Source organism: Shewanella sp. SM23 (genome assembly GCF_025654295.1).
GTDB lineage: Bacteria > Pseudomonadota > Gammaproteobacteria > Enterobacterales > Shewanellaceae > Shewanella > Shewanella oncorhynchi.
This window is the reverse complement of sequence record NZ_JAKKRM010000060.1, coordinates 1-778: the sequence shown is the minus strand read 5'-3', so window position 1 is coordinate 778 and position 778 is coordinate 1. Positions and strand designations below refer to the sequence as shown.

The following is a 778-nucleotide window of genomic DNA, read 5'->3' as shown; positions in this document are numbered from 1 at the left end:
AACTCGACTCCATGAAGTCGGAATCGCTAGTAATCGTGGATCAGAATGCCACGGTGAATACGTTCCCGGGCCTTGTACACACCGCCCGTCACACCATGGGAGTGGGCTGCAAAAGAAGTGGGTAGCTTAACCTTCGGGGGGGCGCTCACCACTTTGTGGTTCATGACTGGGGTGAAGTCGTAACAAGGTAGCCCTAGGGGAACCTGGGGCTGGATCACCTCCTTACCTATACGACTAACTTAATGTTTGGTCGAAAAATGCTCCTGCATTTTCGACATTCGGTACATCCGTGTACCTTTTGAGTGTTCACACAGATTGCTTGTTTAGCTTCTCTCAGGAGAAGTCAGAGCTAAATGCGCCGCTAGCCGGTACGCATTGTTCTTTAACAATTTGGAAAGCTGATAGTATTTAATTGCATGAGTCTGTCATGTAATTAATTACAAAACGTTTAATGCGCAAGCATTGAACATGAGTTCTCAAACACTTTATTAAGTGTCTTGAATATTCAAAAGTAAATTATTCTTTATTGAATAGTTTACGTCTAAGGCGCGTCCACTTCTTTGGTCAGAAGTGAGACAAGTAAAACCAAGCTGGTCGCAATGCGGCGCAGATGAGTGAAACTCATTTGGGTTGTATGGTTAAGCGACTAAGCGTATACGGTGGATGCCTTGGCAGTCAGAGGCGATGAAGGACGTAGTAACTTGCGAAAAGCGTTGGCGAGCTAGTAACAAGCATTTGAGCTAACGATGTCCGAATGGGGGAACCCAGCAGCATAAGC

Annotated in this window: 2 rRNA genes; both read left to right on the top strand. The window is 45.9% G+C overall.

The window, feature by feature from the left end:
* Positions 1–225, top strand: a 16S ribosomal RNA gene (locus L5L98_RS22275); the annotation flags it as partial.
* 411 nt (positions 226–636) lie between these two features.
* Positions 637–778 (top strand): 23S ribosomal RNA (locus L5L98_RS22270); the annotation flags it as partial.